We start from the raw sequence: 20,158 nt of genomic DNA, 5'->3' as shown, positions 1-20,158 counted from the left end.
TCTCTGCTTGTCACACAGGGCCACCACCCCCACACGCTCCCGTTCCACCCTCGTCCCGGCGCATCGTCACGTCCCCGGAGGGATCCCTTGCCGAGCAGGTCTTCCGCGCGCCTCGCCGCGTTCACCGTCGCCGCCGTCTGCAGCGCGGCCTCCGCCGTCGCCCTCACCTCCCCCGCGCACGCCGACTCGGTGCGCGTCCACGACATCCAGGGCACGACCCGGATATCCCCGTTCGCCGGGCAGAAGGTGACGGACGTGCCCGGCATCGTCACGGCCACGCGCACGTACGGCTCCTCCAAGGGGTTCTGGCTCCAGGACCCGACCCCGGACGACAACCCGGCCACCAGCGAGGGCGTGTTCGTCTTCACCAGCTCCACGCCGAAGGTCGCGGTCGGTGACGCGGTGAAGGTGACCGGTACCGTCTCCGAGTTCGTCCCGGGCGGCGCCTCCTCCGGCAACCAGTCGCTGACGGAGATCACCAAGCCGGTGATCACCACCGTCTCCACGGGCAACGCGGTCCCCGCGCCGGTCGTCGTCGACGAGGACGCGGTGCCGGACGCGTACGCGCCCACCGGCGACGCCGCCGCCGCCAACTCGATCAACGGCCTCCCCCTGGACCCGTCCGCGTACGCCCTGGACTACTACGAGTCCCTGGAGGGCATGAACGTCCAGGTCGCCGACGCTCGCGTGGTCACCGCCACCGACCCGTACAGCGAGCTGTGGGTCACCGTGAAGCCGTGGGAGCACCGCAGCCAGCGTGGCGGCACGGTCTACGGCTCCTACGACTCCCAGAACACCGGCCGGCTCCAGATCCAGTCGCTGGGCCCGACCGCCGGCTTCCCGAAGGCGAACGTCGGCGACACGCTGGAGGGCACCACCACCGGCCCGCTGGACTTCAACCAGTACGGCGGCTACACCCTCGTCGCGAGCGAGCTCGGCACGCTGAAGAGCGCGGGCCTGGAGCGGGAGACGACGCGGAGGCAGTCGGACCGCGAGCTGGCGGTGGCGACCTACAACGTCGAGAACCTCGACCCGTCGGACACCACCTTCGACCAGCACGCCTCCGCGATCGTGCACAACCTCCAGTCGCCGGACATCGTGTCCCTGGAGGAGATCCAGGACAACAACGGCGCCACGGACGACGGCACGGTCGACGCGGACCGGACGGTGACGAAGCTGATCAACGCGATCGTCGCGGCGGGCGGCCCGCGGTACGACTGGCGCTCGGTCAACCCGGTCAACGACCAGGACGGCGGCGAGCCCGGCGGCAACATCCGCCAGGTGTTCCTGTACAACCCGGAGCGGGTGTCCTTCACGGACCGCGCGGGCGGCGACTCGACCACCGCCGTCGGCGTCACCAAGGTGCGCGGCAAGGCCCAGCTGACGGTGTCCCCGGGCCGGATCGACCCGGCGAACGCGGCCTGGAACAACAGCCGCAAGCCGCTCGCGGGCGAGTTCGTCTTCCGCGGCAAGACCATCTTCGTGATCGCGAACCACCTCAACTCCAAGGGCGGCGACCAGGGGCTGGCCTCGCAGTACCAGCCGCCGGTGCGCAGCTCGGAGATCCAGCGGCACGCCCAGGCGACCGAGGTGAACGCGTTCGTCAAGGACATCCTGTCCGTGCAGAAGAACGCGGACGTCATCGCGCTCGGCGACATGAACGACTTCGAGTTCTCCGAAACCGCGCGGATCCTGGAGGGCGACGGCGAGCTGTGGTCGGCGATCAAGTCGCTGCCGAAGAGCGAGCGTTACACCTATGACTACCAGGGCAACCAGCAGGTCCTGGACCAGATCCTGATCAGCCCGGCGATCCGCCGCGGCTGCGACTTCGAGTACGACAGCGTGCACATCAACTCGGAGTTCAGCGACCAGATCAGCGACCACGACCCGCAGGTGCTGCGGTTCCGTCCGTGACACGGCGGCGGGACCGGCCCGGCTCCACGCCCGGCCGGTCCCGCCGTCCCGTGCTCACCGGCAGCGGTCGATCCGGCGCCAGGCCACGGCCACGCCGAGGACGGCGGCGCCCGCCGCGCCGATGATCAGGGCCTGCCGGGGGTGCCGCATCGCGGCGCTCACGGCGGACCGCACCGGGCCCGGGACCCGCGTGTCGTGCTCCGCGGTGCGACCGGCGTGGGCCGCCCGGTCCCGCAGGGCGTGCCGGCCGTGTCCGGCCTGCTCCTGCACCAGGTGCCCGGCCCTGGTCATCCGTTCCTGCGCGGTGTGGCCGGCCCGCGCGGCACGGTCCTGGACCACGTGGCCCGCCTTGGCCGCCCGGTCCTGCACGCCGTGCCCCGCCTGGGCGGCGCCGGCGCGCAGCTGGACGGTCATGGCGCCGGCCTTGTCCCTCAGGTCGGCGGCGCGTGCCCGGGCCCGGCCCTTCACATCGACCCGGTCCACCAGCTGGGCGACGGTGTCGCCGAGCTGGCTCCGGGTCTGTTCGATCTGCCGTCGCAGCTCGTCGGGGCCCTTGGCGCCCGAGCCGTGCGCGTTCCTGTGCGTCATCGGTGTGCCCTTTCCCTGATGGCGTCGACGTCCGCCCTGACACTGCCGAGCGTCCTCTCGGGCGTGGGCGGGGCGGCACGGCGCAGCTGGGCGCGGCCGGTCGCGGCCAGCAGGCCGGCGACGGCGAAGAACACCGCTGCCACGATGAGCGCCGCCGCCCACACGGGCAGCGCCAGGGAGAGGGCGGCGGCGGCCGCTCCGGCCAGGGTGATCAGCCCGACGTAGCCGACGGCGCCGGCGGCGCCCAGCATGCCGCCGCCGCGTCCGGCTCGGCGTCCTTTCTCGGCCAGCTCCTCCTTGGCGAGGGCGACCTCCTGCCGCAGCAGCCGGGAGAGCTGTTCGGTGGCCCGGCCGACGAGTTCGCCCGTGGAGGGGTGCCCGTCGGCCGCGGGCCTGGTGTGCGGGGTCACGGTCACGGCGTTCCGCCTCCTCTCAGTGCGGAACTGCCGGGTACCCGGGCCGAAGGTCGTTAGCCCTGCCCGGTGCCGCCGGGTCCGCGTTCGCCGAGACGCGCGAGTTGGGACTGGAACCAGTCCAGGCGCGCCTGCAACAGGGCGGCCTCGGCGACGAGTTCGGGCACGCCCGGCTCGCCGCCCGCTGTCAACCCGGGGGCGGGGGCGCCACCGGCGGCGCCCGCGATCACCCGGAGCCCGTGCCCGGCCAGCCGGGCGAACCCCGCGAGCGAGACCGGCGCCCGCCCGCGCACGCAGCCCGCGCAGACGGGTGCGAGGACCCGCCAGCCCGGCCGGCCCCAGCCGGCGTCGGCCAGCGCGACGGCTGCGGCGCCGCAGCCGCAGGGTCCGGCCGTGGCCGTGCGCACCCGCTGCCGGGCGGAGCGGAAGCCGCGTTCGAAGCGGATGTAGGCGCCGAGGACGGAGACCTCCAGCAGGACGGCCGCGCGGTGCTCGGCGGTGCACAGCAGCGCCTCGGCCGCCGCCCGGTCGTGCACGCAGTGGAAACCGCAGTCGCACCGGCGGGCCGGCGGGCGGTGCCGGAAGCCGTAGACGCAGGAGGCGTCGTCCAGGACGCCGTACGGCAGCGCGCCGCCGAGCGACACACCGGTGAACCCGGCCCGGGTGCCGTCCTGGGACAGCACCGGGTGGGCGATCTTGTAGCCGGTCGGCGGCTCCGTCGGGCGTTCCGCCGGGAGCCGCAGCCTCATCGGGCGGCCGGGACCTCTTCGCGGACCGGCCCGGCCGGTTCGGCCGCGTCCGTGCGGACGGTCTCCTCGGGGACCTGCGGCTTCTCCTCCCGGACGGCCGGCCGCTCCTGCGCGACCCCGGTGGCCAGTGCCTTGCCGAGCTTCATGGCGCCTCCCATGACAGTCGTCGGTGACCCTCCGCCCATAGTGACCCATGATGCGCCGAGTTGGACACAGGGCCTCGGCCCGCCCCCGGCCCGATTCAGCAACTCTTACCGATACCTCGTAGGAGATTTAAGTAGAGCTTCACGGTTGTAGGGCCGAGACTACTCTCATGACCACGAGTACCCGCGGGCCCGCCCCTTTCGGCCGCACCCTCTGCGCCATGATCACGCCGTTCACCGAGGAGGGCGCCCTCGACCTGGACGGCGCCCAGCGGCTGGCCGCGCATCTGGTGGCGGAGGGCTGTGACGGCCTGGTCCTCAACGGCACCACCGGCGAGTCGCCGACCACCACGGACGAGGAGAAGGCGCGGCTGGTCGCGGCCGTGCGGGAGGCGGTCGGCGGCCGGGCCTCGCTGGTCGCGGGCGTGGGCACGTCCGACACCCGGCACACGGTGGAGCTGGCGCTGGCGGCCGGGAAGTCGGGCGCCGACGGTGTCCTGGTCGTGACGCCGTACTACAGCCGGCCCCCGCAGGAGGCCGTGGCCGCCCACTTCCTCCAGGTCGCCGACGCGAGCGACCTGCCGGTGATGCTCTACGACATCCCGGGCCGCACGGGCACCCGGATCGAACCGGACACGATGATCCGCCTCGCGGACCACCCGCGGATCGTCGCCGTCAAGGACTGCTCCTACGACTTCCTCGGCACCCTGAAGGTGCTTGAGCGCACGGAGTTGGCCTACTACGCGGGCTGCGACGAGCATGTACTCGCGCTGTACGCGGTCGGCGCGGCGGGCTGTGTGAGCACGGTCGCGAACGCCGTACCGGACCGGGTCGCGGCCATCCCGGCCGCGTTCGACGCCGGCGACACCGCCCGCGCGGCCGGACTCCAGCGGGCCCTGACCCCGCTGACCGAGGCGATGACGGGCGCGGGCCTGCCCGGCACGGTCACCGCGAAGGCCCTCCTCACCCGCCTCGGCCTGCCCGCGGGCCCGGTCCGCGCCCCCCTGCTGCCCGCCGACCGGAAGACGGCCGACGGGCTGCTGAGGACGTACCGCGCGCTCACGGCGAGCTGACGGTGACCGAGGGGGCGGCCGCGGGTCATGGCCGCCCGTGATCAGTTGTGGCTGTGCAGGATGTCGTTCAGGCCGCCCCAGACCGCGTTGTTCGGGCGGGCCTCGACCGTGCCGGTGACCGAGTTGCGGCGGAAGAGGATGTTCGAGGCGCCGTTCAGCTCGCGGGCCTTGACGATCTGCCCGTCGGGCATGGTGATGCGGGTGCCCGCGGTGATGTACAGGCCGGCCTCGACCACGCACTCGTCGCCGAGCGCGATGCCGACGCCCGCCTCGGCGCCGACCAGGCAGCGCTCGCCGATGGAGATGATCACGTTGCCGCCGCCCGAGAGGGTGCCCATGGTGGAGGCGCCGCCGCCGATGTCCGAGCCGTCGCCGACCACGACACCCGCGGAGATCCGGCCCTCGACCATGGAGGTGCCGAGGGTGCCGGCGTTGAAGTTGACGAAACCCTCGTGCATGACCGTGGTGCCCGCCGCGAGGTGCGCGCCGAGGCGGACCCGGTCGGCGTCGGCGATGCGCACGCCCTTCGGGGCGACGTAGTCCGTCATGCGCGGGAACTTGTCGATCGAGGTCACCTGGAGGTGCAGGCCCTCGGCGCGGGCGTTCAGGCGCACCTTCTCGATGTCGTCCACGGCGACCGGGCCGAGCGAGGTCCAGGCGACGTTGGCGAGGTGGCCGAAGATGCCGTCCAGGTTCTGGCCGTGCGGCTTGACCAGGCGGTGCGAGAGCAGGTGCAGGCGCAGGTAGACGTCGTGGGCGTCGATCGGCTTCTCGTCCAGCGAGGCGATGACCGTGCGGACCGCGACCACCTCGACGCCCCGGCGGGCGTCCGGGCCGGTCGCCGCGGTCGCGCCGCCGCCCAGCAGCTGGGCCGCCTGCTCGGCGGTCAGCCGCTCGGTGCCGGCCGGACCCGGCTCCTCGACCAGCTCGGGGGCCGGGAACCAGGTGTCGAGAACGGTGCCGTCGGAGGCGATCGTGGCGAGGCCGGCGGCGACGGCGCCGGTGGTACGGGTTGCAGACTCGGTCATGGGAGAAAACCTAACGTGGGCGGGGTGGTGAGGGCGAACCGCGTCTCACGTGCCGGGCGCGGGTTTCAGGGGATCAGCCGGGCCAGCGCGGCGCGGGCGTACTCCTCGTCGTAGGAGCCGCCCGTCAGCAGCACCTGGAGGCAGATGCCGTCCATCAGCGCGAGCAGGGCCCGCGCCGTGACCGGGTCGGTGCGGCGGGCCAGCAGGGCGGCCCCCCGCTCGGTCCACTCGGCGGCGACGGGACGCAGTGCGGGACGGCGCAGCGCGGCCAGGTACAGCTCGTACTCCAGTTCCACGCCGGTGCGCCCGCCCGCCAGCCACTGCCCGAGCGCCCGCGCGAGGTCCGCGGCGAGGTCCCCGTCGCCGCCCTCCGGCACCTGCTCGGCCAGCAGCCTGCCGAACCCCTCGTTCGCCTGCCGCAGCGCGGCCACCAGCAGTTCCTCAAGGGTGGCGAAGTGGTACGTCGTGGAGCCGAGCGGCACGTCCGCCTCGGCGGCGACCGTACGGTGGCTCAGCCCGGCGATGCCGTCCCGGCCGGCCACCCGGATCGCCGCGTCGATGATCCGCTGCCGGCGCCCGGGGTCGTGGCGGCGCGGCATCAGTGGGTCGCCCCGCCCAGGTTCAGCACGACCACTCCGCCGATGATCAGCACGATCCCGGCGACCTTGGCCGGGCCCAGCCCCTCGCCGAACAGCAGCAGACCGAGGACGGCGATGGTCGCGGTGCCCACGCCGGACCAGATCGCGTACGCCGTGCCGATCTGGACGGTCCTCAGCGTCCGCGCGAGCAGCGCGAACGAGACGAGGTACCCCACGGCGGTCACGAGCGAGGGCCAGAACCGGCTGAATCCCTCGCTGTACTTCATCGCCGTCGTGGCGGCGACCTCGGCGGCGATGGCGCCGGAGAGCAGCAGATACCCCATGTGTACGAGCGTACACAACGAGGTGGTTCCACTTCCGTGGAAACCGCTCGCAGCCCGTCCCGCCTCCACTACTGTGCGGGCCCGTGCTCGACAACACCCCCCGCATCCGAAGACTCGGGCCGGCCGCCGCGCTGGCGCTGGCGGCAGCCGTCGCCTGCGTGACCGTGACCGCCATGACCGACCGCCCGGCCGAGCCGAAGGCCACCGCACCGCCGACGCCGCCCGACAACGGCCCCGGCCTGCTCTCCTTCGCCTCCCCGTCCACCGCGCCGGCGCACACGCCGGCTCCCGCGCGAAGCCGCACCGTCTCGTCGCCGCCCCCGTCCTCCGCCCCCGAGTCCCCCGCCCGCTCCGCCGCCCGCCCGAAGCGCACGCCCGCCAAGTCGCCGACGCCCACGGCCGGTTCGTCCCGCCCGGCGGAGCACGGGACGTCCGTCCGCTCCCTCAGCCACCCCGGCCGCTACTGGCACGTCAGCGGCGGCCTGGTGAAGCTCGACCCCGTCACCTCGGCCGCGGACCGCCGCGCCGCCACCTTCACCCGGGTCAAGGGCCTTGCCGACGCCCGCTGTTGGTCCTTCACCACGGCCGGCGGCGGCTACCTCCGCCACCGCGACTTCCTGCTCCGCGCCGAACCCTCCGACGGCTCCCCTCTGTTCCGGCAGGACGCCACGTTCTGCCCCCGCCCCTCCGCCGTCACCGGCGCCGTCGTGCTGGAGTCGGTCAACTACCCCGGCCGCTTCCTGCGCCACCAGGACTTCCAGCTCCGGCTGGACCCGTACCGGAACACCGGCCTCTACCGGTCCGACTCGGCGTTCCTGCTGGTGGACGGGCTGGCCTGAGCACGCGAAAGGGGCCGTGGCACATGGCCACGGCCCCTGTCACGGGTGGTGTGTCAGACGTTGAACCCGAGCGCCCGGAGCTGCTCGCGGCCGTCGTCCGTGATCTTGTCGGGACCCCACGGCGGCATCCAGACCCAGTTGATGCGGAGTTCGTTGACGAGGCCGTCCGTGGCGGACTTGGCCTGGTCCTCGATGACGTCCGTCAGCGGGCAGGCCGCCGAGGTCAGGGTCATGTCGACCGTGGCCACGTTGGAGTCGTCGATGTGGATGCCGTAGATCAGGCCGAGGTTGACGACGTCGATGCCCAGCTCGGGGTCGACCACGTCCATCAGGGCCTCGCGGAGTTCTTCCTCCGAGACCGGCTTCATCTCTGCGGTGTCGGTCATGCCGTCTTCCTTTCGGCGTCGGCGCCACCCAGCGCCTGGGCCGTCGCGTCCTTCCACGCCATCCAGCTCAGGAGGGCGCACTTGACCCGCGCGGGGTACTTGGAGACACCGGCGAACGCGACCGCGTCCTCCAGCACCTCCTCCATCGCGTCGTCGGGCTCGATCTTGCCCTTGGACTGCATCAGCTCCAGGAAGGTCTCCTGGATCTTCCGCGCCTCGGCCAGGTCCTTGCCGACGAGGAGCTCGTTGAGCACGGAGGCGCTCGCCTGGCTGATCGAGCAGCCCTGGCCCTCGTACGAGACGTCCTCGATCGTCGTGCCGTCGTACTTCACGCGCAGGGTGATCTCGTCGCCGCAGGTCGGGTTCACATGGTGCACCTCGGCGTCGCCATCCCTCAGACCACGCCCGTGCGGGTTCTTGTAGTGGTCCAGGATGACGTCCTGGTACATCGAGTCCAACTTCACGAAGACGCCTCTCAGCCGAAGAAGTTCCGTACGTGCTCCAGGCCGTCGACCAGAGCGTCGATCTCGGCCGGCGAGGAGTACAGATAGAACGACGCTCGCGTGGTCGCAGGAATTCCGTAGCGCAGGCAGACCGGTCGGGCGCAGTGGTGGCCGACCCGGACCGCGATGCCCTGCTCGTCCAGGACCTGGCCCACGTCGTGCGGGTGGATGTCCCCGAGCGTGAAGGAGATCGCCGCCCCGCGGTCCTCGGCCGTCGTCGGACCGATGATCCTCAGGTCGGGAACCTCCGCCAGGCGCCGCACCGCGTACTCCGTCAGCGCGTGCTCATGGGCGAGGATCTTGTCCATGCCGATCGACTGGAGGTAGTCGATCGCCGCACCGAGACCGACCGCCTGGGCGATCGGGGGCGTGCCCGCCTCGAACTTGTGCGGGGCGGGGGCGTACGTCGAGGAGTGCATCGAGACGGTCTCGATCATCTCGCCGCCGCCGAGGAACGGAGGCAGGTCCTCCAGCAGCTCCTGGCGGCCCCACAGGACGCCGATGCCGGTCGGGCCGCACATCTTGTGGCCGGTGAAGGCCACGAAGTCGGCCTGGAGGGCCTGCACGTCCAGCGGCATGTGCGGGGCGGCCTGGGAGGCGTCGATGCAGACGAGCGCGCCGACCTCCTGGGCGCGGCGGATTATCGTCTCGACCGGGTTGACCGTGCCGAGGATGTTGGAGACCAGCACGAAGGAGACGATCTTCGTCTTCTCGGTGATGACCTCGTCGATGTTCGACAGGTCGAGACGGCCGTCGTCCGTGAGGCCGAACCACTTCAGCTTCGCGCCCGTGCGCTGCGCGAGCAGCTGCCACGGCACGATGTTGGAGTGGTGCTCCATCTCGGTGATGACGATCTCGGTCTCGTGGTCCACCCGGTAGGGCTCGTCGGCCCAGCCCAGCATGTTCGCCACGAGGTTGAGCGACTCGGAGGCGTTCTTGGTGAAGATCACCTCGTCGCGGCTCGGAGCGTTGACGAACGCGGCGACCTTGTCGCGCGCTCCCTCGTACAGCGCCGTGGCCTCCTCGGCGAGCACATGCACACCGCGGTGGACGTTGGCGTTGTAGCGCTCGTAGTACTCGCTCAGGGCGTCCAGTACCTGGCGCGGCTTCTGCGAGGTCGCCGCGTTGTCCAGGTACACGAGCTTCTTGCCGTCGTGGACGACTCGGTCCAGGACGGGGAAGTCCTTGCGGATCGCCTCGGTGTCGAGGAGGCCCGGCAGCTGTGTCACGCGGATGCGCCACCCTTCACGTATGCCTCGTAGCCCTCGTTCTCCAGCTTGTCCGCGAGCTCGGGGCCGCCGGACTCGACGATGCGGCCGCCGGCGAACACGTGGACGTGGTCGGGCTTGATGTAGCGCAGGATGCGCGTGTAGTGCGTGATCAGCAGGGTGCCGACCTCGCCGGACTCGCGGACGCGGTTGACGCCCTCGGAGACGATGCGCAGCGCGTCGACGTCCAGGCCGGAGTCGGTCTCGTCCAGGATCGCGACCTTCGGCTTGAGCAGCTCGAGCTGGAGGATCTCGTGGCGCTTCTTCTCACCGCCGGAGAAGCCCTCGTTGACGTTGCGCTCGGCGAAGGACGGGTCCATGTTGAGGCGCTCCATGGCCTCCTTGACCTCCTTCACCCAGGTGCGCAGCTTGGGGGCCTCGCCGCGGATGGCGGTGGCGGAGGTGCGCAGGAAGTTGGAGACCGAGACGCCGGGGACCTCGACCGGGTACTGCATCGCCAGGAACAGGCCCGCGCGGGCGCGCTCGTCGACGGACATCTCCAGGACGTCCTCGCCGCCCAGGGTGACGGTGCCGCCGGTGATCGTGTACTTCGGGTGACCCGCGAGGGAGTAGGCGAGGGTCGACTTGCCGGAGCCGTTGGGGCCCATGATGGCGTGCGTCTCGCCCTGCTTCACGGTGAGGTCGACGCCCTTGAGGATCTCCTTCGTGGCGTTGTCGGCCTCGACGGTGACGTGCAGGTCTCGGATTTCAAGCGTTGCCATGGGTGCCTCAGGACTCCTGGGTGAGGGAGACGAGAACGTCGTCCCCTTCGATCTTTACGGGGTATACGGGGACGGGGCGCGTCGCGGGGAGACCGGACGGCTTGCCGGTGCGCAGGTCGAAGGAGGAGCCGTGCAGCCAGCACTCGATCTGGCAGTCCTCCACCTCGCCCTCGGAGAGGGAGACGTTCGCGTGGGAGCAGATGTCGTGGATCGCGAACACCTCGCCCTCGGTCTTCACGACCGAGACGGGCGTGCCGTCGAGTTCCACCCGCTTCGGGGTGTCCTCCTCCAGCTCGCTGAGCCCACAGGCGCGTACGAACGACGTCATGCGACCGAAGCCTCCAGCTCTTCCTCGATCTTGGCGAGCAGGCGCTCCTCGATGTCGGCGACACCGATCTGCTGGACCAGCTCGGCGAAGAAGCCGCGGACCACCAGGCGGCGGGCCTCGTGCTCCGGGATGCCGCGGGCCATCAGGTAGAAGAGCTGCTCGTCGTCGAAGCGGCCGGTGGCGGAGGCGTGTCCGGCGCCGACGATCTCGCCGGTCTCGATCTCCAGGTTCGGCACCGAGTCGACGCGCGAGCCGTCCGTGAGGACGAGGTTGCGGTTCATCTCGTAGGTGTCCGTGCCCTCGGCCTTGGCCTCGATGAGCACGTCACCGATCCAGACCGCGTGCGCGTCGTCGCCCTGGAGGGCGCCCTTGTAGACGACGTTCGACTTGCAGTGCGGGGTGTTGTGGGTGACCAGCAGGCGGTGCTCCTGGTGCTGCCCGGCGTCGGTGAAGTACAGGCCGAACAGTTCGGCCTCGCCGCCGGGGCCGGCGTACTCCACGCGCGGGTGCAGGCGGACCACGTCACCGCCGAAGGTCACGACCACGGACTTGAAGGAGGCGTCCCGGCCGACCAGCGCGTTGTGCTGGGCGACGTGGACGGCCTTGTCGTCCCAGTCCTGGACGGAGACGACGGTCAGCTTGGCACCGTCCCCGAGGACGAAGTCGACGTTCGCGGCGAGCACCGCGTCACCGCTGTGGTCGATGACCACGACGGCCTCGGCGAAGGCGCCCAGCTCGATCACCTGGTGGCCGAAGGCGGTGCCGCCCTGGCCGTGCACGGCGATGCGGACCGGCTCGGTGAGGACGGTCTCCTTGGGGACGGTCACGACCGAGGCCTTCTCGAAGGCGGAGTACGCCTGGGCGGCGACGCGGTCCACCGGGGTGCCCGCCTTGCCGAGGCGCGCGTCGTCGCGGCCCACGGTCTCGACGGTGACGCCCTCGGGGGCCTGGACGTCGACCTTCACGCCGTCGCCGTTCGCGACGGCGGTGCCGTCGTGCAGGCCGCGCAGCCGCTCCAGCGGGGTGAACCGCCACTCCTCCTCACGGCCGTGCGGGACCGGGAAGTCCGCGACGTCGAAGGACGGGGGCGCGCTCATGCGCGAGACGACGGTCGACTCCGCGGCGACCGCGATCGAGCCGGCGGTGGTGGAACCCACCGGGATATTCTGGGCCTCAGCCATGGCTGTCGTAATGCTCGCTTTCTTACGTGTGGGCTTGACGGGGAGTGCGGTGCGGCTGTTAACCGACCGCGCCCTCCATCTGCAGCTCGATCAGCCGGTTGAGCTCCAGCGCGTACTCCATGGGCAGCTCCTTGGCGATCGGCTCGACGAAGCCGCGCACGATCATCGCCATGGCCTCGTCCTCGGAGAGGCCGCGGCTCATCAGGTAGAAGAGCTGGTCCTCGGAGACCTTGGAGACGGTGGCCTCGTGGCCCATGGACACGTCGTCCTCGCGGACGTCGACGTAGGGGTACGTGTCCGACCGGGAGATGGTGTCGACCAGCAGCGCGTCGCACAGCACGTTCGACTTCGACCCGGCGGCGCCCTCGCCGATCTCGATCAGACCGCGGTAGGACGTACGGCCGCCACCGCGCGCCACCGACTTGGAGACGATGTTGGACGAGGTGTTCGGCGCCATGTGGACCATCTTGGCGCCCGCGTCCTGGTGCTGGCCCTCGCCCGCGAAGGCGATGGACAGGGTCTCGCCCTTGGCGTGCTCGCCCATCAGGTAGACGGCCGGGTACTTCATCGTCACCTTGGAGCCGATGTTGCCGTCGATCCACTCCATGGTCGCGCCCTCGTAGGCCACGGCGCGCTTGGTGACCAGGTTGTAGACGTTGTTCGACCAGTTCTGGATGGTCGTGTAACGGCAGCGGGCGTTCTTCTTGACGATGATCTCGACCACCGCTGAGTGCAGCGAGTCCGACTTGTAGATCGGCGCGGTGCAGCCCTCGACGTAGTGGACGTAGGCACCCTCGTCGACGATGATCAGGGTCCGCTCGAACTGGCCCATGTTCTCCGTGTTGATGCGGAAGTAGGCCTGGAGCGGGATCTCGACGTGCACGCCCTTCGGCACGTAGATGAAGGAGCCGCCGGACCACACGGCGGTGTTCAGCGCGGCGAACTTGTTGTCGCCGGCCGGGATGACCGTGCCGAAGTACTCCTTGAAGAGCTCGGGGTGCTCCTTCAGGGCGGTGTCGGTGTCGAGGAAGATGACGCCCTGCTCCTCCAGGTCCTCGCGGATCTGGTGGTAGACGACCTCGGACTCGTACTGGGCGGCGACACCGGCGACGAGGCGCTGCTTCTCGGCCTCCGGGATGCCCAGCTTGTCGTAGGTGTTCTTGATGTCCTCGGGCAGGTCCTCCCAGGACTCCGCCTGCTTCTCCGTGGAGCGCACGAAGTACTTGATGTTGTCGAAGTCGATGCCCGAGAGGTCGGAGCCCCAGTTCGGCATCGGCTTCTTCTCGAAGAGCTTCAGGCCCTTCAAGCGCAGCTTGGTCATCCACTCCGGCTCGGACTTCTTGCCCGAGATGTCGCGGACGACGTCCTCGTTAAGGCCGCGCCTGGCGGAGGCACCGGCCACGTCGGAGTCGGCCCAGCCGTATTCGTACTTGCCCAGGCCCTCCAGCTCAGGGTGGGCAGTCTCCGTGGGGAGAGTCATGCGGGGTTCCTCCCGGCCGTGCTTGCAGGTGCGTCAGTGGAAATCTTGGGGATGAACGTCGTGCAGACGCCGTCGCCGTGCGCGATGGTCGCCAGTCGCTGGACGTGGGTGCCCAGCAGCTCGGCGAAGATCTCCGTCTCCGCCTCGCACAGCTGCGGGAACTGTTCCGCGACGTGGGCGACCGGGCAGTGGTGCTGGCAGAGCTGCTCGCCGACCGGTGCGCTGCGCGCCGTAGCAGCGTACCCGTCGGCGCTCAGGGCCCTGGCCAGCGCTTCGGCGCGTTTGTCCGGTGTCACGGCCTCGATCGCCTCGCGGTACGCGCCCGCCTGGGCTGCGATCCGGGCGCGGGCGAAGGCGGCGACCGCCTCGGGGCCGCCCCCCTGCTCGGCGATCCAGCGCAGCGCGTCCGCGGCGAGCTTGTCGTACGACTGGTCGAAGGCGTCCCGGCCGCAGTCGGTGAGCGCGAAGACCTTCGCGGGGCGGCCGCGCGTGCGCGTGCCGTACACACGCTGCTCGCGGGCCTCCACGACGTCGTCGGCGACCAGCGCGTCAAGGTGACGCCGGACGGCCGCCTGGGTCAGCCCCAGCCGGCCGGCGAGTTCGGCGACGGTCGACGGCCCGTGGTCCAGGATGGAGCGCGCGACCCGGTTGCGCGTCGAGCGCTCACCGGTCGCTAGCTCCTCCTGAGGGGCCCCCGTGGGGGTCTCCCGAGCCTCGCCGACGTTTTTCACAACGCCATTGTTGCGTAATTCCGCGGAGCCTGACAAGCGGCGTCCGGATCACCGGCGGTGCCCTGCGTCACTTAGGCATACCTAAGACGACCTGCGGAAACGATCACCCGGTCGGTCGCCCCCGGTCGCCGGCCAGGGCAATTCGGTGGCGCTCCGCGCGCCCGTCCGGGAGACTCCCGGACCATGCCCACACCCCCTCCGACCGGCCCTCTTGTCACACGCGACGACCTCGCCGCCCAGCTGCGCCTGCTCGGCGTCGAGACCGGTGAGACCCTTCTGGTGCACTCCTCGCTCAGCTCCCTCGGCTGGGTCAACGGAGGCGCGGTCGCGGTCGTCCGAGGGCTCCTGGACGCGCTCGGCCCCTCGGGCACGCTCGTCGTCCCCACCCAGACGGGCGGCCACTCCGACCCGGCCGTCTGGGCGAACCCTCCCGTTCCCGAGGAGTGGTGGGACCGCGTCCGCGCCACCATGCCGCCGTACGACCCGCTGATCACCCCGTCCCTCGGGGTCGGCGTCGTCCCGGAGACCGTGCGCACCTGGCCGGGCGCCCGGCGCAGCGCCCACCCGCAGACCTCCTTCGCCGCCCTCGGCCCCCGCGCGCGGGAGATCACCGACGGCCACGCCCCCGACTGCCGGCTCGGCGAGCGGAGCCCCCTCGCCCGGCTGGAGGAGCTGGGCGCCCGGGTGCTGCTGCTGGGCGCGGGCTACGACTCCTGCACCGCCTTCCACCTCGCCGAGTACCGGATACCCGCGCCCCGCGTGCGGGTCGGCCGGCCCGCTCCCGGCGGCGGCTGGGAGACGGTGACCGAGGTCTCGATCACCTCCGACCGGTTCGACGAGCTGGGGCACGACTTCGAGCGGGACCGGCCGGTCGTCCGGGGACGGGTGGGTGCGGCGGACGTCCGGCTGTTCCCGGTGGCGGACGCCGTGGCCTACGCCGAGCGGTGGCTGCCCCTGCACCGGCCCCGTGAGGAGGACTTCCACCACCCCCGCGCCTGAGGGCCGGACGGCGTACCTAGACTCTGGACCCATGCGAAGTGAGCCGGTGGTCCAGGTCCAGGCCTTGGTGAAGCGGTACGGCACGAAGACCGCGGTGGACGGCCTCGACCTGGTCGCCCAGCCGGGCGTGACCGCCGTACTCGGGCCCAACGGGGCCGGGAAGACGACCACGGTCGAGACCTGCGAGGGGTACCGGAAGCCGGATTCCGGCACGGTGCGCGTCCTGGGCCTCGACCCGGTACGGCAGTCCGCCGAGCTGCGCCCCCGCATCGGCGTGATGCTCCAGTCCGGAGGCGTGTACTCCGGTGCCCGGGCGGAGGAGATGCTGCGCCACATGGCGAAGCTGCACGCCCACCCGCTGGACGTCGACGCCCTCGTCGAACGCCTCGGGCTCGGCTCCTGCGGCCGGACCGGCTACCGCCGGCTCTCCGGCGGCCAGCAGCAGCGGCTGGCGCTCGCGATGGCCGTCGTGGGCCGCCCGGAGCTGGTGTTCCTGGACGAGCCGACCGCCGGGCTCGACCCGCAGGCCCGCCGCGCCACCTGGGACCTGGTGAGGGACCTGCGCGCCGACGGCGTCTCGGTGATCCTCACCACGCACCACATGGACGAGGCCGAGCAGCTCGCCGACGACGTCGCGATCATCGACGGCGGACGGGTCATCGCCCAGGGCTCGCCGGAGGAGCTGTGCAGGGGCGGCGCCGAGAACACCCTGCGCTTCACCGGCCGGCCCGGCCTCGACGTCGGTTCCCTGCTCAAGGCGCTGCCGGCCGACTGCACGGCCGCCGAGCTGACCCCGGGCTCCTACCGGGTCGTCGGCAAGGTCGATCCCCAGCTGCTGGCCACGGTGACGTCCTGGTGCGCCCAGCACGGGGTGATGCCCGACCGGATCTCGGTGGAGCGGCACACGCTGGAGGACGTCTTCCTGGAGCTGACCGGCAAGGAGCTGCGCTCATGACCACGGCGGGTACGTACACCCCGAAGCCCGGAGCCGCCCCGCTCCCCCGCATGATCGCGGCGCAGGCGGCGCTGGAGACGAAGATGCTGCTGCGCAACGGCGAGCAGCTGCTGCTGACGGTCGTCATCCCCACCCTGCTGCTGGTGCTCTTCAGCTCGGTGGACATCGTGGACACCGGCAAGGGCGAGGCCGTCGACTTCCTCACCCCCGGCGTCCTGGCCCTGGCCGTGATGTCGACGGCGTTCACCGGCCAGGCCATCGCCACCGGCTTCGAGCGCCGCTACGGCGTCCTGAAGCGGCTCGCCTCCTCGCCGCTGCCCCGCTGGGCCCTGATGACCGCGAAGACGGCGTCCGTGCTGGTCACCGAGGTCCTCCAGGTCGCCCTGCTGACCGTCATCGCCTTCGCGCTGGGCTGGTCCCCGCACGGCGGCCCGGCCGCCGTCCTGCTGCTGCTCGTCGTCGGCACCGCCGCCTTCTCCGGGCTGGGCCTGCTGATGGCGGGCACGCTCAAGGCGGAGGCGACGCTGGCCGCCGCCAACCTGGTCTTCCTGCTGCTGCTCGTCGGCGGCGGGGTCATCGTGCCGCTGGACAAATTCGGCTCGACGGGTGAACAGGTCCTCGGCCTGCTGCCGATCTCCGCCCTGTCGGACGGCCTGCGGGACGTCCTCCAGCACGGCGCCGGCATGCCCTGGGGCGACCTGGGGATTCTCGCCGTCTGGGCGGTCGCCGGCCTCGCCGCGGCCGGCACGTTCTTCCGCTGGGAGTGACCGATCCCGCACGCGCCGGGGCGGACCCTCGTGAACGCGTGCACAAGCGGCGGCCTACCATGGTGCGCGTGCCAAAGCTGAACCGCGCCGACGCCGAAGCCGCCCTGCGCAACCCGCTCGCCTTCATCGCCGACCGCTGGACCCCGGACCCCCGGACCGTCCGGCGGGCGGCGCTCGCCGCGCTCGTGATGTCGGTGGTCATCGTCGTGACCGGCGGCGCCGTCCGCCTGACCGGCTCGGGCCTCGGCTGCCCGACCTGGCCCACCTGCACCGACGACTCCCTGACCACCACCCGGGCCATGGGCTTCCACGGGGTCATCGAGTTCGGCAACCGCATGCTGACGTACGTGCTGTGCGCGGCCGTCGGCTGGGCGATCGTCGCCGCCCGGGCCCACAAGCCCCGGCGGCGCGACCTGACCCGGCTGGGCTGGGCCCAGTTCTGGGTGGTCATGGGCAACGCCGTCCTCGGCGGCATCGTCGTCCTGGTCGGCCTCAACCCGTACACCGTCGCCGCGCACTTCCTGCTCTCCACCGCCCTGATCGCCATCGCCACGGTGATGTGGCAGCGCACCCGGGAGGGCGACGCGGCGCCGCGTCCGCTCGTCGGCAAGGCGGTGCAGCAGCTGGTGTGGTTCCTGGTGCTGGCGTCCGTGCTTCTCATCGCGGCCGGCACGGTGGTGACCGGAGCCGGGCCGCACGCCGGCGACTCCAGCGAGGTCGACCGCATCCCGATCGACTGGGAGACGGTCGCCAAGCTGCACGCGGTGCTCGCGTGGATCGTGGTGACGCTGACGTTCGCCCTGTGGTTCGTCCTGAAGGCGGTCGACGCGCCGCAGAGCCCCCTGGCCCGGACCCGCGAGCTGTTCGTCGTGCTGCTGGCCCAGGGCGTGATCGGTTACGTGCAGTACTTCACGCACCTGCCCGAGGTCCTGGTCGCCCTGCACATGCTCGGCTCGTGCCTGATCTGGATCGCCGTCCTGCGGGTCCTGCTGTCGCTGCGCGAGCGCCCGGAGGCCGCCCTGGACCTGCCGGGTCCGGCGGCCGAGGTGCCGGTGGGCACCCGCGCGTGAGTCATCCGTACGCGGCGACGAGGGCATCGATCGCCGGCCCCAGGTAGGCACGGGTCAGCCCGGCCCGGCGGGTGGGCCAGTCGGCCGGGGCGGGGGCCGGGGCCGGGGTGGCGTAGCGGCGGTGGGTGATGTCCTCGACGACCTCCGCCGGAGCACCCAGCGCCGCGAGCTCCGCCAGGGCCTCCCGCTTGGAGATCAGCCGGCCCTCGCGCAGGGTCACGGTCGCCCGGGCGAAGGTCAGCAGGCCCAGGTCGACCCAGATGTCCTGCCGCCACAGCCGGGCCTTGTCCACCGCCGGCCGCCAGAAGTCGCGCTGGTCGCGCACGACGAAGCCGGCCAGCTGCCGGTCCGGCACCGGCGGGAGCAGCGCTGCCGGGGCCTCGCCGTACAGCACGCGTCCGAAGGCGTGCAGTTCGCGCCGGGTGACGGGGGTGACCGGGCGGCGCATCACCCGTTCGTGTGCCCAGGTGAGGTGTGAGCGGTCCGCGTCGTGCAGGGTGGCCGGTGTGAGGTAGCTGCAATGGAGCTTCGCCGCGAGGGGTTCCCGGCGCCGCCCGCGGTGCAGCGCCACGAGGCGTCGTACCGTCCCCAGGGTCAGCGGGCCCGGCAGGACGGCGATCAGGTCGAGGTCGCTGCGGCCCTCCTGGTAGTCGCCGCCGGCCAGTGAGCCGTGCGCCCAGACGGCGCGGGGCCCAAGGGGCAGCAGGTCGTGCAGGAACCCGTCGAGCAAGGACTCGGTCGTCATCCGCTCAGTCTGGACGGCTCACCCCAGCCCGTACACCCGGCGCGCGTTGTCCGCCGCGATCATCCTCGCCACCCGCTGGGCGTCCTCCAGGGACCAGGCGCCGTCGGCGACCCAGTGGCCCAGCACGCGGCCCAGCGCCTCCCGGAAGAGGCGGGCGCCGACGACGTGCAGTTCCGGCAGGCCCCGCGCGCCGGTGGAGAAGAGGATCTTGCCGAAGGGGGCCAGTTCCAGGATCTCGGCGAGGACCGTGGCCGCCCGGGCGCCGGTGCGGACCAGCGCGGCGCCGGAGTCGGCGTAGACGTGCGGGAAGACACCGGCCAGGTGGGCGGCGTGCCGGTGGTAGGGGTAGCCGTGCAGCAGGATCAGGTCGGTGCCGAGGCCGGCGGTGGCCCGGACGAAGTCGGTGAGCAGCACCGGGTCCGTGCGGTCGATGCGGGAGCCGGGCTCGCCGAGGCCCGCGTGCAGTTGCAGGGGCAGGCCCGAGGCTACGGCGATCCACAGCAGGTGCCGGAGCAGGACGGGGTCGCTGAGCGCGCCGCCGACGCGCCGTCCGGCCAGCCAGCGGCCCGCCGCGCCGCGCACCTCCCCCGGTCCCGGCGGCTCGGGCGCGAGGGCCAGGCCGTGCCGGAGGCCCGCGACGGAGGTGAAGGCGACGGCGGTGGCCGCGGCTCCGTGCACCGACTCGGCGAGGTTGGCGAGGAAGGAGTCGACGGTGCCGGAGGTGTCGGCGACCTGCTCCGCGAGCGGTTCGAGCCGGATGACCTCGCGGGCCTGGGCCGCCGCGGCCGAGGCCAGTTCGGCGGGGCCGGTGAGGTCGCCGGGCAGTCCCGTGTCGACCAGGTACGTCGTGATGCCGCTGCCGCGCAGCAGCCTGCGGCCCGACTCCAGGACGCCCAGTTCGCGGCGCCGGGCCAGGTAGCGGGCGGGCGGGCAGTGCGGTTCGAGGCCGAGCAGGGGCGGGCACCAGCGCCGTACGGCGAAGCCGGTCTGGGTGTCGAAGAGGGTGGTGCCCGGGGCCGGGGGTCCCTCGGTGCGGGCCAGCTGGGCCTCGAAGGTGCCGAGGCCCAGTTCCGTCCGCAGCACGCCGTGGCAGTACTGGTCCACGAGGGACGGCGTTTCGATCATTCCGGCTCCCCGTGGGACGTGGGCGCTGTGCTGCCTTACACGTCCTAACGGGTGGGCGGGGGTTCAGGTGGCGGCGGGCGGCCCGGAGGAACCCGGCACCGCGTCCGTGCGCGGCTCCCCACGGGCGCCGCCCGCCCTAGGGCCTGTCTGACAATTCGCGTCTGCCGCGCGACGCCATGCACGCACTCTCGCCGCACCGGCCCCAGACCCAAGTACGTCCAGTACGAGG

The 20,158-nt window shown here is 72.0% G+C and carries 24 protein-coding genes; 7 read left to right on the top strand and 17 right to left on the bottom strand.

The features are described 5' to 3' along the window. Positions 1-87: 87 nt before the first annotated feature. Positions 88-1,914 carry an endonuclease/exonuclease/phosphatase family protein gene (locus AB0947_RS30950; RefSeq protein ID WP_366753661.1) on the top strand — a complete coding sequence of 609 codons (1,827 nt, stop codon included), beginning with the start codon at positions 88-90 and terminating at the stop codon, positions 1,912-1,914. A 54-nt stretch (positions 1,915-1,968) separates the two neighbouring features. Here the strand turns inward: AB0947_RS30950 and AB0947_RS30945 are convergent, their stop codons facing one another. From AB0947_RS30945 to AB0947_RS30930, 4 genes are read right to left on the bottom strand one after another with little or no spacing between them, the layout of a single operon-like run. After that, positions 1,969-2,502, bottom strand: a complete 534-nt coding sequence (locus tag AB0947_RS30945) for a DUF3618 domain-containing protein (protein ID WP_366753660.1) — start codon at positions 2,500-2,502, stop codon at positions 1,969-1,971. After that, on the bottom strand, positions 2,499-2,918 hold the full coding sequence (locus AB0947_RS30940; protein WP_366753659.1) for a phage holin family protein: 420 nt from the start codon (positions 2,916-2,918) through the stop codon (positions 2,499-2,501). The genes AB0947_RS30945 and AB0947_RS30940 overlap by 4 nt, the downstream gene beginning before the upstream one ends. A gap of 53 nt (positions 2,919-2,971) precedes the next feature. Continuing rightward, entirely contained in the window at positions 2,972-3,664 is a 693-nt protein-coding gene (locus AB0947_RS30935; protein WP_366753658.1) for a hypothetical protein, read from the bottom strand. Continuing rightward, on the bottom strand, positions 3,661-3,810 hold the full coding sequence (locus tag AB0947_RS30930; RefSeq protein ID WP_366753657.1) for a hypothetical protein: 150 nt from the start codon (positions 3,808-3,810) through the stop codon (positions 3,661-3,663). The genes AB0947_RS30935 and AB0947_RS30930 overlap by 4 nt, the downstream gene beginning before the upstream one ends. A gap of 167 nt (positions 3,811-3,977) precedes the next feature. Here AB0947_RS30930 and dapA point away from each other — a divergent pair, with 167 nt between their 5' ends. Beyond that, positions 3,978-4,880, top strand: coding sequence for a 4-hydroxy-tetrahydrodipicolinate synthase (gene dapA / locus AB0947_RS30925; protein ID WP_366753656.1), 903 nt, complete (start codon positions 3,978-3,980; stop codon positions 4,878-4,880). Between the two features lie 41 nt (positions 4,881-4,921). Here the strand turns inward: dapA and dapD are convergent, their stop codons facing one another. From dapD to AB0947_RS30910, 3 genes are all read right to left on the bottom strand, one after another. Next, positions 4,922-5,908 carry a 2,3,4,5-tetrahydropyridine-2,6-dicarboxylate N-succinyltransferase gene (dapD, locus tag AB0947_RS30920; protein WP_366753655.1) on the bottom strand — a complete coding sequence of 329 codons (987 nt, stop codon included), beginning with the start codon at positions 5,906-5,908 and terminating at the stop codon, positions 4,922-4,924. 65 nt (positions 5,909-5,973) lie between these two features. After that, on the bottom strand, positions 5,974-6,507 hold the full coding sequence (locus AB0947_RS30915; protein WP_366753654.1) for a TetR family transcriptional regulator: 534 nt from the start codon (positions 6,505-6,507) through the stop codon (positions 5,974-5,976). After that, on the bottom strand, positions 6,507-6,830 hold the full coding sequence (locus AB0947_RS30910; protein ID WP_366753653.1) for a multidrug efflux SMR transporter: 324 nt from the start codon (positions 6,828-6,830) through the stop codon (positions 6,507-6,509). The genes AB0947_RS30915 and AB0947_RS30910 overlap by 1 nt, the downstream gene beginning before the upstream one ends. An 83-nt stretch (positions 6,831-6,913) precedes the next feature. Between AB0947_RS30910 and AB0947_RS30905 the strand changes: the two genes are divergently transcribed. Next, positions 6,914-7,669 (top strand): AbfB domain-containing protein, encoded by a 756-nt coding sequence (locus AB0947_RS30905; RefSeq protein ID WP_366753652.1) that lies wholly within the window; start codon positions 6,914-6,916, stop codon positions 7,667-7,669. Between the two features lie 53 nt (positions 7,670-7,722). Here the strand turns inward: AB0947_RS30905 and AB0947_RS30900 are convergent, their stop codons facing one another. From AB0947_RS30900 to AB0947_RS30865, 8 genes are read right to left on the bottom strand one after another with little or no spacing between them, the layout of a single operon-like run. After that, positions 7,723-8,055, bottom strand: a complete 333-nt coding sequence (locus AB0947_RS30900; protein ID WP_103812962.1) for a metal-sulfur cluster assembly factor — start codon at positions 8,053-8,055, stop codon at positions 7,723-7,725. Next, positions 8,052-8,519, bottom strand: a complete 468-nt coding sequence (gene sufU, locus AB0947_RS30895; RefSeq protein ID WP_171157449.1) for a Fe-S cluster assembly sulfur transfer protein SufU — start codon at positions 8,517-8,519, stop codon at positions 8,052-8,054. Before sufU ends, AB0947_RS30900 begins: the two co-directional genes overlap by 4 nt. A gap of 11 nt (positions 8,520-8,530) precedes the next feature. Then, on the bottom strand, positions 8,531-9,787 hold the full coding sequence (locus AB0947_RS30890; RefSeq protein WP_366753651.1) for a cysteine desulfurase: 1,257 nt from the start codon (positions 9,785-9,787) through the stop codon (positions 8,531-8,533). Then, positions 9,784-10,548 carry a Fe-S cluster assembly ATPase SufC gene (sufC, locus tag AB0947_RS30885; protein WP_366753650.1) on the bottom strand — a complete coding sequence of 255 codons (765 nt, stop codon included), beginning with the start codon at positions 10,546-10,548 and terminating at the stop codon, positions 9,784-9,786. The genes AB0947_RS30890 and sufC overlap by 4 nt, the downstream gene beginning before the upstream one ends. 7 nt (positions 10,549-10,555) lie before the next feature. Beyond that, on the bottom strand, positions 10,556-10,876 hold the full coding sequence (locus tag AB0947_RS30880; protein WP_143637664.1) for a non-heme iron oxygenase ferredoxin subunit: 321 nt from the start codon (positions 10,874-10,876) through the stop codon (positions 10,556-10,558). Then, on the bottom strand, positions 10,873-12,057 hold the full coding sequence (gene sufD / locus AB0947_RS30875; protein ID WP_366753649.1) for a Fe-S cluster assembly protein SufD: 1,185 nt from the start codon (positions 12,055-12,057) through the stop codon (positions 10,873-10,875). The genes AB0947_RS30880 and sufD overlap by 4 nt, the downstream gene beginning before the upstream one ends. Before the next feature lie 58 nt (positions 12,058-12,115). Then, entirely contained in the window at positions 12,116-13,537 is a 1,422-nt protein-coding gene (gene sufB / locus AB0947_RS30870; RefSeq protein WP_014671980.1) for a Fe-S cluster assembly protein SufB, read from the bottom strand. Beyond that, the gene (locus tag AB0947_RS30865; protein WP_366753648.1) at positions 13,534-14,268 is read right to left on the bottom strand and encodes an ArsR family transcriptional regulator; all 735 of its coding nucleotides are present in this window, start codon (positions 14,266-14,268) and stop codon (positions 13,534-13,536) included. The genes sufB and AB0947_RS30865 overlap by 4 nt, the downstream gene beginning before the upstream one ends. Positions 14,269-14,451: 183 nt before the next feature. On the opposite strand from AB0947_RS30865, the gene AB0947_RS30860 reads away from it, so the two are divergent. From AB0947_RS30860 to AB0947_RS30845, 4 genes are read left to right on the top strand one after another with little or no spacing between them, the layout of a single operon-like run. After that, a complete protein-coding gene (locus tag AB0947_RS30860) occupies positions 14,452-15,267 on the top strand; it encodes an AAC(3) family N-acetyltransferase (RefSeq protein WP_366753647.1) in 816 nt (271 codons plus the stop codon). A 31-nt stretch (positions 15,268-15,298) separates the two neighbouring features. Then, positions 15,299-16,222, top strand: coding sequence for an ABC transporter ATP-binding protein (locus tag AB0947_RS30855; protein WP_366753646.1), 924 nt, complete (start codon positions 15,299-15,301; stop codon positions 16,220-16,222). Next, positions 16,219-16,989 carry an ABC transporter permease gene (locus AB0947_RS30850; RefSeq protein ID WP_366753645.1) on the top strand — a complete coding sequence of 257 codons (771 nt, stop codon included), beginning with the start codon at positions 16,219-16,221 and terminating at the stop codon, positions 16,987-16,989. The genes AB0947_RS30855 and AB0947_RS30850 overlap by 4 nt, the downstream gene beginning before the upstream one ends. Positions 16,990-17,048: 59 nt before the next feature. Then, a complete protein-coding gene (locus tag AB0947_RS30845) occupies positions 17,049-18,059 on the top strand; it encodes a COX15/CtaA family protein (RefSeq protein ID WP_366753644.1) in 1,011 nt (336 codons plus the stop codon). A 1-nt stretch (position 18,060) separates the two neighbouring features. Here the strand turns inward: AB0947_RS30845 and AB0947_RS30840 are convergent, their stop codons facing one another. Together AB0947_RS30840 and AB0947_RS30835 are read right to left on the bottom strand one after the other, a co-directional pair. Further along, entirely contained in the window at positions 18,061-18,804 is a 744-nt protein-coding gene (locus AB0947_RS30840) for a nucleotidyltransferase (RefSeq protein WP_366753643.1), read from the bottom strand. An 18-nt stretch (positions 18,805-18,822) separates the two neighbouring features. Beyond that, positions 18,823-19,929, bottom strand: a complete 1,107-nt coding sequence (locus AB0947_RS30835; protein ID WP_366753642.1) for an amidohydrolase family protein — start codon at positions 19,927-19,929, stop codon at positions 18,823-18,825. Positions 19,930-20,158: the final 229 nt, after the last annotated feature.

This window comes from Streptomyces sp. NPDC047841 (assembly GCF_040704085.1).
Classification (GTDB): Bacteria; Actinomycetota; Actinomycetes; order Streptomycetales; family Streptomycetaceae; genus Streptomyces; species Streptomyces argyrophylli.
This window is presented reverse-complemented; position numbering and strand designations above follow the sequence as displayed.

Excerpts from the sequence above, each read along its gene's own strand:
- AB0947_RS30945 (WP_366753660.1), bottom strand. The coding sequence starts at position 2,502 with ATGACGCACAGGAACGCGCACGGCTCGGGCGCCAAGGGCCCCGACGAG.
- AB0947_RS30935 (WP_366753658.1), bottom strand. The coding sequence starts at position 3,664 with ATGAGGCTGCGGCTCCCGGCGGAACGCCCGACGGAGCCGCCGACCGGC.
- AB0947_RS30930 (WP_366753657.1), bottom strand. The coding sequence starts at position 3,810 with ATGAAGCTCGGCAAGGCACTGGCCACCGGGGTCGCGCAGGAGCGGCCG.
- dapA (WP_366753656.1), top strand. The coding sequence starts at position 3,978 with ATGACCACGAGTACCCGCGGGCCCGCCCCTTTCGGCCGCACCCTCTGC.
- dapD (WP_366753655.1), bottom strand. The coding sequence starts at position 5,908 with ATGACCGAGTCTGCAACCCGTACCACCGGCGCCGTCGCCGCCGGCCTC.
- AB0947_RS30915 (WP_366753654.1), bottom strand. The coding sequence starts at position 6,507 with ATGCCGCGCCGCCACGACCCCGGGCGCCGGCAGCGGATCATCGACGCG.
- AB0947_RS30910 (WP_366753653.1), bottom strand. The coding sequence starts at position 6,830 with ATGGGGTATCTGCTGCTCTCCGGCGCCATCGCCGCCGAGGTCGCCGCC.
- AB0947_RS30900 (WP_103812962.1), bottom strand. The coding sequence starts at position 8,055 with ATGACCGACACCGCAGAGATGAAGCCGGTCTCGGAGGAAGAACTCCGC.
- sufC (WP_366753650.1), bottom strand. The coding sequence starts at position 10,548 with ATGGCAACGCTTGAAATCCGAGACCTGCACGTCACCGTCGAGGCCGAC.
- AB0947_RS30880 (WP_143637664.1), bottom strand. The coding sequence starts at position 10,876 with ATGACGTCGTTCGTACGCGCCTGTGGGCTCAGCGAGCTGGAGGAGGAC.
- sufD (WP_366753649.1), bottom strand. The coding sequence starts at position 12,057 with ATGGCTGAGGCCCAGAATATCCCGGTGGGTTCCACCACCGCCGGCTCG.
- sufB (WP_014671980.1), bottom strand. The coding sequence starts at position 13,537 with ATGACTCTCCCCACGGAGACTGCCCACCCTGAGCTGGAGGGCCTGGGC.
- AB0947_RS30860 (WP_366753647.1), top strand. The coding sequence starts at position 14,452 with ATGCCCACACCCCCTCCGACCGGCCCTCTTGTCACACGCGACGACCTC.
- AB0947_RS30855 (WP_366753646.1), top strand. The coding sequence starts at position 15,299 with ATGCGAAGTGAGCCGGTGGTCCAGGTCCAGGCCTTGGTGAAGCGGTAC.
- AB0947_RS30850 (WP_366753645.1), top strand. The coding sequence starts at position 16,219 with ATGACCACGGCGGGTACGTACACCCCGAAGCCCGGAGCCGCCCCGCTC.
- AB0947_RS30845 (WP_366753644.1), top strand. The coding sequence starts at position 17,049 with ATGGTGCGCGTGCCAAAGCTGAACCGCGCCGACGCCGAAGCCGCCCTG.
- AB0947_RS30840 (WP_366753643.1), bottom strand. The coding sequence starts at position 18,804 with ATGACGACCGAGTCCTTGCTCGACGGGTTCCTGCACGACCTGCTGCCC.
- AB0947_RS30835 (WP_366753642.1), bottom strand. The coding sequence starts at position 19,929 with ATGATCGAAACGCCGTCCCTCGTGGACCAGTACTGCCACGGCGTGCTG.